This is a genomic window from Hydrogenophaga sp. (genome assembly GCF_026125825.1).
In the GTDB taxonomy this organism is placed as follows: Bacteria; Pseudomonadota; Gammaproteobacteria; order Burkholderiales; family Burkholderiaceae_C; genus Hydrogenophaga.
This window is the reverse complement of record NZ_JAHCKK010000141.1, coordinates 1-7,234: the sequence shown is the minus strand read 5'-3', so window position 1 is coordinate 7,234 and position 7,234 is coordinate 1. Positions and strand designations below refer to the sequence as shown.

The 7,234-nt window shown below is 71.5% G+C and carries 9 protein-coding genes; 7 read left to right on the top strand and 2 right to left on the bottom strand.

Going from position 1 to position 7,234, the window contains the following annotated elements; all coding sequences use genetic code 11:
- From KIT86_RS23485 to KIT86_RS23455, 7 genes are all read left to right on the top strand, one after another.
- The coding region (locus KIT86_RS23485; protein WP_297402905.1) for a type II secretion system F family protein at positions 1 to 612 on the top strand (612 nt) is incomplete at its 5' end.
- A gap of 16 nt (positions 613 to 628) precedes the next feature.
- A complete protein-coding gene (locus KIT86_RS23480; protein ID WP_297402903.1) occupies positions 629 to 1,558 on the top strand; it encodes a type II secretion system F family protein in 930 nt (309 codons plus the stop codon).
- Positions 1,555 to 2,352, top strand: a complete 798-nt coding sequence (locus KIT86_RS23475; RefSeq protein WP_297402901.1) for a pilus assembly protein — start codon at positions 1,555 to 1,557, stop codon at positions 2,350 to 2,352. The genes KIT86_RS23480 and KIT86_RS23475 overlap by 4 nt, the downstream gene beginning before the upstream one ends.
- Positions 2,353 to 2,384: 32 nt before the next feature.
- Positions 2,385 to 2,669 (top strand): DUF3613 domain-containing protein, encoded by a 285-nt coding sequence (locus KIT86_RS23470; RefSeq protein ID WP_297402900.1) that lies wholly within the window; start codon positions 2,385 to 2,387, stop codon positions 2,667 to 2,669.
- 25 nt (positions 2,670 to 2,694) lie between these two features.
- Complete coding sequence (locus KIT86_RS23465) at positions 2,695 to 3,189, top strand: TadE/TadG family type IV pilus assembly protein (protein WP_297402898.1); 495 nt, start codon at positions 2,695 to 2,697, stop codon at positions 3,187 to 3,189.
- A complete protein-coding gene (locus KIT86_RS23460) occupies positions 3,186 to 3,659 on the top strand; it encodes a TadE/TadG family type IV pilus assembly protein (RefSeq protein WP_297402896.1) in 474 nt (157 codons plus the stop codon). The genes KIT86_RS23465 and KIT86_RS23460 overlap by 4 nt, the downstream gene beginning before the upstream one ends.
- Before the next feature lie 10 nt (positions 3,660 to 3,669).
- Positions 3,670 to 5,754 (top strand): TadG family pilus assembly protein, encoded by a 2,085-nt coding sequence (locus KIT86_RS23455; protein ID WP_297402894.1) that lies wholly within the window; start codon positions 3,670 to 3,672, stop codon positions 5,752 to 5,754.
- Positions 5,755 to 5,807: 53 nt separating this feature from the next.
- Here KIT86_RS23455 and lgt read toward each other — a convergent pair whose 3' ends face one another.
- Positions 5,808 to 6,608 carry a prolipoprotein diacylglyceryl transferase gene (lgt, locus tag KIT86_RS23450; protein ID WP_297402892.1) on the bottom strand — a complete coding sequence of 267 codons (801 nt, stop codon included), beginning with the start codon at positions 6,606 to 6,608 and terminating at the stop codon, positions 5,808 to 5,810.
- A 36-nt stretch (positions 6,609 to 6,644) separates the two neighbouring features.
- The coding region (locus tag KIT86_RS23445; protein WP_297402890.1) for a LysR substrate-binding domain-containing protein at positions 6,645 to 7,234 on the bottom strand (590 nt) is incomplete at its 5' end.

The following is a 7,234-nucleotide window of genomic DNA, read 5'->3' as shown; positions in this document are numbered from 1 at the left end:
GCGAGCGCGCTGGGCCTGCTGGCGATGCTGCTGATCGGCGGGGCCTTTTTCATCTGGCTGCGGGTGCAGCGCATGCGGCGCCAGATCATCCGCCAGCTGCCCGGTTTCCTGGACGTGATCGTGCGCCTGATCGTGATGGGCCACGCCACGCAGGCCGCGTTCCAGACCGCCGTGGCCACCACCAAACAGCCCCTGCGCGACCACATGGACAACGCCATGGGCCTGATCAAGGCCGGCGTGAACATCGACCAGGCACTGCTGCAGGTGGCGCGCAAGGTGCACATCGAAGAGCTCTTCCTGCTGGCCTCCATCCTCGGCCTGGGCATGCGCTACGGTGGCCGCTCCGATGTGCTGCTCGAACGCGTCGCGCACTTCATGCGCGACCACGAGGAGGCCGAGGAGGAGCTGGTGGCGATGTCGGCCGAAACGCGGTTCTCGGCCTGGATCCTGGGCCTGCTGCCCGTGGTGGTGGGCGGAGCGATCGTCACCACCAACGGCACCTATTTCGCGCGCATGTGGACCGACCCCACGGGGCAGGCCATGGTGATCGGTGCCGTCGGCCTGCAGGCGGTCGGCGCCCTGCTGCTGTACCGGCTGGCCCGGCTGTCCTGATCCGAGGCACACCGCGATGAGCGCCCTGCCCCTGTCCATCCTGGCCTTGCTGCTGCTGGCCCTGGCCCTGGCGATGGCCGCTGGCGTGCTGCTGTACCAGCACGCCCAGCGCCAGACCACGGCGCAGGTCATCCAGCGGGCCCTGGGCGAAAACGCCGCACCCGCCCATGCCCTGCCCGACGAGCTGGCCTTCCTGCAAGGCAGCCTCTGGCCCGCGCGCTGGCTGCAGAGCCGCCTGGGCCAGCTGCTCGTGGCCGATGAAGACCGCCGCCTCATCCAGCAATGCGGCCTGCCGCCGGTGCGCGCGCAGCTCGGCCTGCTGGTCTCGCGCTCGGTGCTGGCGCTGGGCCTGCCGGTGCTGGTCCACCTGGCCTGGGGAGATTCGGGCAAGGCCTTGCTGTGGTCGGCCGCGGCCTTTGCCATCGGCTTCATGGGCCCCAAGTGGCTGCTCAAGCACCGCGCCAGCCAGCGCCGCGAGCGCGTGGCGCACGAGCTGCCGCTGTTCGTGGACATGCTGGGCCTGCTGCAGAGCGTGGGCCTGAGCCTGGACCAGAGCCTGCAGGTGATCGCCAGCGACTTCCAGCATGTGCTGCCAGTGCTCGGCGCGGAGGTGGCCCAGGCCAACCGCCAGTACAGCCAGGGCCGCACCCGCGAGCAGGCCTACCAGCGCATGGCCGGCCTGCACGACAACCAGCACCTGATGGACTTCGTCGCCCTGATCAACCAGGTGGACAAGCACGGCGGCGCGATCCAGGAGCCGATCCGCCAGTTCAGCGAGCGCCTGCGCGTGCACCGCAAGGCCCGCATGAAGGCGCTCATCGGAAAGATCACCGTGAAGATGACCGTCGTCATGGTCACCACCCTCCTGCCCGCGCTGGTGATCGTCACCGCGGGCCCCGGTTTCCTCGCCATCATCCGCTCCGTCGGGAGCATGACCGGATCATGAACACCCTCTGCACCGCCTTGCGTCTCCCTTCGCCCCGCCTCGCAGGCGCCCGCCTGCTGCTTGCTGCCGGCGCGCTGGCGCTGGGCGCCTGCGCCTCGCTGCCCGATGCGGCGCAGCTCGAGGCCGCGCAGGCCGCCGCCCGCGAACCCACGCTGGACAACCGGCCCACCTACCTTTCGCTGGTGCGCCAGATGCAGGCCAGCGGCATGTGGTTCGCCTCGCTGGCCCACATCGACGCGCTGGAACAGCGCTGGGGCGCCAGTGCCGAAACGCGCCTGCTGCGCGCCGACGCCCTGCGCCAGACCGGCCAGCCCGGCCCCAGCGCGGCGCTGTACGACAAGCTGCTCGACACGCCCGAACGCGCCGCCGCCTACCGGGGCCTGGGCCTGCTGGCCGGGGCGAACGACGACTACGCGCGCGCGGCCGAGATGTTCGAGCGCGCGCGCCAGGTGCTGCCGGCCGACGGCCTGCTGCTCAGCGACCTGGGCTATGCCTTGCTGCGCGCGCGCCGCTTCGACGCCGCACGCCTGCCGGTGCAGCAGGCCGCGCAGCTGCTGCCCACCCACCCCCGGGCGCGCAGCAACCTCGCGCTGTACCTGCTCACCCAGGGCCACACCGAGCAGGCCCGCCAGGTGATGGACGAGGCCCGCTTCGGCCCGGCCACGCGCCAGGCGATCGAGCAACTGGCCCAGGAACTCGCGCCGCAGCGCCCGCCAGCGCTCGCCCACCCGGTGCAGACCGGCCTGCGGCTGAGCCCGATGCTCACCGCGCCCCCGGCCCTGGCCACGCCTTGATCTTTCACGCTGTCACATCCCCAGGAGGTTCCATGACAACAGAAACGCACCGCCCGCGCACCCTGCGATGCCTGGCCCTGTGGGCCGCGCTGTCGGTGGTGCCGCCGCTGTGGGCACAAACGGCGCCGGCCGCCCCCCCGGCGCGCGTGGGGGACGCCACGCACGGGCTGCTGCAGCGCCAGCGCGAGGGGCGCGAGGCCTCGGCCACGCCACGGCCCATCGACGGCGCCGTGGCCGAAGCCAGCCAGCAGCGCTACATGAAGAGCTTCGAGCAGCCACTGCCGGCGTGGTTCGGTTCGCGGCTGCAGGCGAAGTAGGGCCAGCGGCTCGCAGGCCACTGCCATGCGAACGGGCCAGCCCCCCCGCCCATCGCCGCGCCGCCAGCGCGGCGTGTACGCCATCGAGTACGCCATGGCTTTCCTGCTCTTCTTCGGGCTGGTGTATTCGATCGTCTGCTACAGCATCCTGTTCACCTTCCGCTTCGGCCTGCAGAACGCGGCCGAAGACGGTGCGCGCGCCGCGCTGCGCCACCAGAACAGCCTGGCCGCGCGCCAGCTCAAGGCCCAGCAGGTGGCGCAAGACCGCTCGGCGGGCTGGAGGCCGGCGGGCGCGGTGCTCACCATTGCGCTGCCCGAGATCTGCCAGACCGACACCGGCAACTGCCTGCAACCGGCCGGCACCCTGCCCTGCGGCACGAGCTGGGCGCTGCGCTGCCAGGTGAGCGTCACCGTGCGGCTGGGCGGGCTGCATCAGGTGCTGCCGCCCTTCCCGTCGTTTGCCCTGCCCGACGAGCTGGTGGGCCAGGCCACCGTGCTGCTCGACGGGAGCGCGCTGTGAACCGGCATCAGCGCGGCGTGGCCGCGATCGAATTCGCCTTCGTGCTGCTGGGCCTGCTGCTAGCGTTCTACGGCATCGCCTCCTTCGGCGTCGTCATGTACACGAAGCAGGCCATGTCGCGCGCGGCGGCCGACGGCGCGCGCGCGGCGCAAATGTTCCCGCAGTTGCGCACCGCCACCGGGACCGAGCTCGCCGCCGCCAGAACACGCATCGAGAGCGTGGTCTGGGACTCGCTCAACGGCTCGGTCATCGTGCCGCTGACGCACAGCAGCACGCCCACGGAGCGCCGCACCTGGCTCACACAGGCCATGACCGTGGAGGTCGCCACCCCCAGCGCCCCCACCACCACGCTCACGGTGACGGTGTCCTTCCCCGACACCGCCGAGCGCCTGCTGCCCTGGGTGCCGCTGTTCGACGCCAGCCAGTGGCTGCCCGTCACGCTCACCACCCGCGCCACGGCCGCGCTCTAGGACCCGCCGCATGCCGCGCCGACAATCCGGCTCCATCGTCATCCACACGGCCATCGCGCTCAGCCTGATCGTGATCGCGCTTGTCGGCACCGAGCTGGGCTACTTGTTCTTCATCAAGCGCGAGATGCAGAAGACGGCCGACCTCGCGGCCATCGCAGGGGCCTCGGCGGTGCAGCCCGCCGACTGCACGGCCGCCCGCGCGGCCGCCCTCACCAACGCCGGCCAGAACCTCGCCGGCCTCACGCCGGTGGTGGCTTGCGGCCGCTGGGACCCGGCCCAGGGCACGGAGCGCCATTTCACCGCCGACCTGCCCCCTTTCAACGCCATGCACGTGGTGATCGAGGGCGCGCCACCGCCCCTGCTCGCCTTCTTCCCCGGCGAGCGCAGCCTGCGGGCCGAGGCGATCGCCGCAGCCACCGATCCGCTGGCCTCGTTCTCGGTGGGCAGCACCCTGCTGCGAACCGGCAGCTCGGTGCTGGGCGATCTGCTCAAGGGCATCGGGCTCGATCTCGCCGGCACGTCGCTGGTGGGCTACGACGGCCTGGCGCAGGTGCAAATCACCCCCGCCGGGCTGCTGCAGGCCCTGGGCATCGAGGTGGCGAGCGACATCGGCGTGGGCGAGCTCAACACCCTGCTCGCGGCCCGGACCGTGCAGCTCGGGCCGCTGCTCGACGCCATCGTGACGGCCGGCGGGCAGGACGCCCTGCTGGCGAGCAACGCCGCGCTGCTCAACGCGGTGGCCACGCGCCTGGGCGTGCCGGACCTGCAGGTGCAGCTCGGCAGCCTGGCGGGCGGGAGCTCGGGCCTGTTCGCGGAGGTGATCGCCCCCGGGGCCAACGCCGCCTCGGCACTCGGCGTGGGCGTGAACGCCCTGGACCTGCTGTACTCGGCCATTGGCGTGGCCACGCAGAAACACGCGGTGGCCGTCAACGGCCTGAGCCTGGCCGGCCTGGTGAGCGCGAAGACCGTGCTGATCGAGCCGCCCTCGGTGGCCATCGGCGGCGTGGGCGCCACCGCCTACACCGCGCAGCTGCGCAGCTGGATCGAGGTCGACACCGGCAACCTGCCGGTGATCGGCCACATCGCGCGCGTCAAGCTGCCGATCATGGTGGACCTGGTCAACGGCCGTGGCACGCTCACGCAGATGTGCACGCCCGCGCTGCGCCAACCGGACGGCACGGAGCGTGCGTCCATTGCGGTCACCGCCTCCATCGCCAAGGTCTGCGTGGGCCGCCCCGGCGCCAACCCGGCGAATGAAAACGAGATCTTCTCCACCACCGCCAGCTGCGACCAGAGCCTGGCCGACGAGGACCTGCTGCGCGTGAGCCTGCTGGGCGTGAACCTGGTGAGCCTGCGCACGCACCTGCAGATGGATGCGCTGCCGCTGCAGGCGAGTGTGACCCTGGCCGCGGGCGAAACCGCCACGGTGGGCAACGACCTGCTGCTGGGCAGCACCGTCAAGAACATCACCGATGCGCTGCTGGCCACCCTGCTGGTGGAAACGCTCGACCGTGGGCCGGCCCTGACCCTGGCACAGCGCCAGACCACGGCGCAGAACCTGTGGAACGCGCAGGGCGCGGCCTGCACCACGCGGGCCTGCCGCGTGAGCCGCCTGACCGCGGTCAAGGCGGGCATCGAAAACACGACATCGGGGCTGGGCGGTTTTCTCGGCGGGCTCAGCGGCGAGGTGCTGGCCCTGCTGAGCCACACGCTCTCACTCAACCTGCAAGGCCTGCTGAGCGGCGTGGGCAACCTGGTGGGCGGGCTGCTGACCAGCGTGGGCGACATCCTGGGCGCCGTGCTCGGCGGCGTGATCGGAGGCTGCACCGCACTCATCGGCTCGAACGACGCGGCCTGCGTGGGCGAGATCGCCAACAGCCTGAACGGCAACTCGGCCGGGGGCGGCGACACCGTGCCCAACGCCATCACCGCGCTCACCGGCTACCTGCTGCAACTGCTGCGGCCCACGCTCGACGCCATCGGCAGCAACGTGCTCACCCCCATCCTGCACGACGTGCTGGGCCTGCACCTGGGCCAGATCGACGTGCACTTGCGAACGCTGAACTGCCAGGCGCGCGCGCACCTGGTGTACTGATCAGGCCCCAAAGCTTCGCTTGAAGCAGCGCCCTCCGGGGGCGCAGGGGGTGCTCAGCGCTTCTGGCCGAACCACCACCACATGAACGCGCCGCCCAGGATCATGGGCACGCACAGCCACTGGCCCATGCTCATGCCCAGCGAGAGCAGGCCGAGGTGGGCATCGGGCTCGCGGAAGAACTCGGCGATGAAGCGGAACACGCCATAGCCGAACAGGAACACGGCCGAGACCTGGCCGCGCGCGTGCTCCTTGCGCGCGTAGAACCACAGCAGCACGAACAGCAGCAGGCCTTCGAGCAGGAACTGGTACACCTGCGAGGGGTGGCGCGGCAGGTCGCCGGCGCCGCGGAACACCATGCCCCAGGGCAGCGACGGATCGGCCACGCGGCCCCAGAGTTCGCCGTTGATGAAATTGCCCAGGCGCCCGGCGGCCAGACCAGTGGGCACGCAGGGTGCCACGAAGTCCATCACCTGCATGAAGGGGCGCTGGCGGCTGCGCGCGTACCAGACCATGGCCAGCATGACGCCCAGCAGGCCGCCGTGAAAGCTCATGCCGCCCTGCCAGACGGCGAAGATCTCCAGCGGGTTGGCCAGGTAGTGCGCGGGCTTGTAGAACAGGCAGTAGCCGATGCGCCCACCGGCGACCACGCCGAGCACGCCCAGGAACAGGATGTCCTCGACATCGCGGCGCGTCCAGGGCGGCTGGGTCACGCTGGCAAACGGGGGATGGCGCAACCGAGCGTTGGCCAGCAACAGGAACAGGCCGAAGGCCAGCAGGTAGGTCAGGCCATACCAGTGGATGGCCAGCGGGCCGATCTGGAGGGCGACGGGGTCGATCTGGGGATGTTGCAGCATGGGTCGCATTGTCGCAGGGGCCGCCCCCGACAGGCCTCAGCCCCCTGGGGAGGCCGCCTGCGTGCGGGCGAATTCGATGAAATGGGCCAGCGCCGGCGTGACCGCTTCGGCGCGCCAGACCAGGCTGGTCTCGCAGGCCGGCACCACCCGCCCGCGCGAAGCCCGGGGGCTGCGGTAGACCACGCCGGGGCGCTGGAACTGCCGCACGCTCTGCGGCACCCAGGCCAGCCCCAGCCCGGCCGACACGAGGTTGACGATGGTCTGCATCTGGATCGCCTCCTGCGCCACCTGCGGCGCCCGGCCGGCCGCGTGGTAGAGCGCGAAGATCGCGTCGTGCAGCGTGGGCAGGATGCGCCGGGGAAAGATCACCAGCGGCTCGGCCAGCAGCGCCGCGAGCCCCGGGTGGTCGCGCGCGGCCAGCGGGTGCGACTCGGGCAGCGCCACCACGAAGGGCTCGCTGGCGATGCGCGCATGCGCAAGCCCAGGGGCCTGCAGGCCCGGCGAATGCAGCACCATGCCCGCGTCCACCTCGCCGCGGGCCAGCAACTCCAGCTGCACATCGCCCGTGGCCTCGATCAACTCCAGCGCGACCTGCGGCCAGCGCTGGCGAAAGGCGCGCACCCAGC

Bases quoted from the DNA above. Each gene is read 5' to 3' on its own strand.
- KIT86_RS23455 (WP_297402894.1), top strand. From the start codon at position 3,670: ATGCCGCGCCGACAATCCGGCTCCATCGTCATCCACACGGCCATCGCG.
- KIT86_RS23480 (WP_297402903.1), top strand. From the start codon at position 629: ATGAGCGCCCTGCCCCTGTCCATCCTGGCCTTGCTGCTGCTGGCCCTG.
- KIT86_RS23465 (WP_297402898.1), top strand. From the start codon at position 2,695: ATGCGAACGGGCCAGCCCCCCCGCCCATCGCCGCGCCGCCAGCGCGGC.
- KIT86_RS23470 (WP_297402900.1), top strand. From the start codon at position 2,385: ATGACAACAGAAACGCACCGCCCGCGCACCCTGCGATGCCTGGCCCTG.
- lgt (WP_297402892.1), bottom strand. From the start codon at position 6,608: ATGCTGCAACATCCCCAGATCGACCCCGTCGCCCTCCAGATCGGCCCG.
- KIT86_RS23475 (WP_297402901.1), top strand. From the start codon at position 1,555: ATGAACACCCTCTGCACCGCCTTGCGTCTCCCTTCGCCCCGCCTCGCA.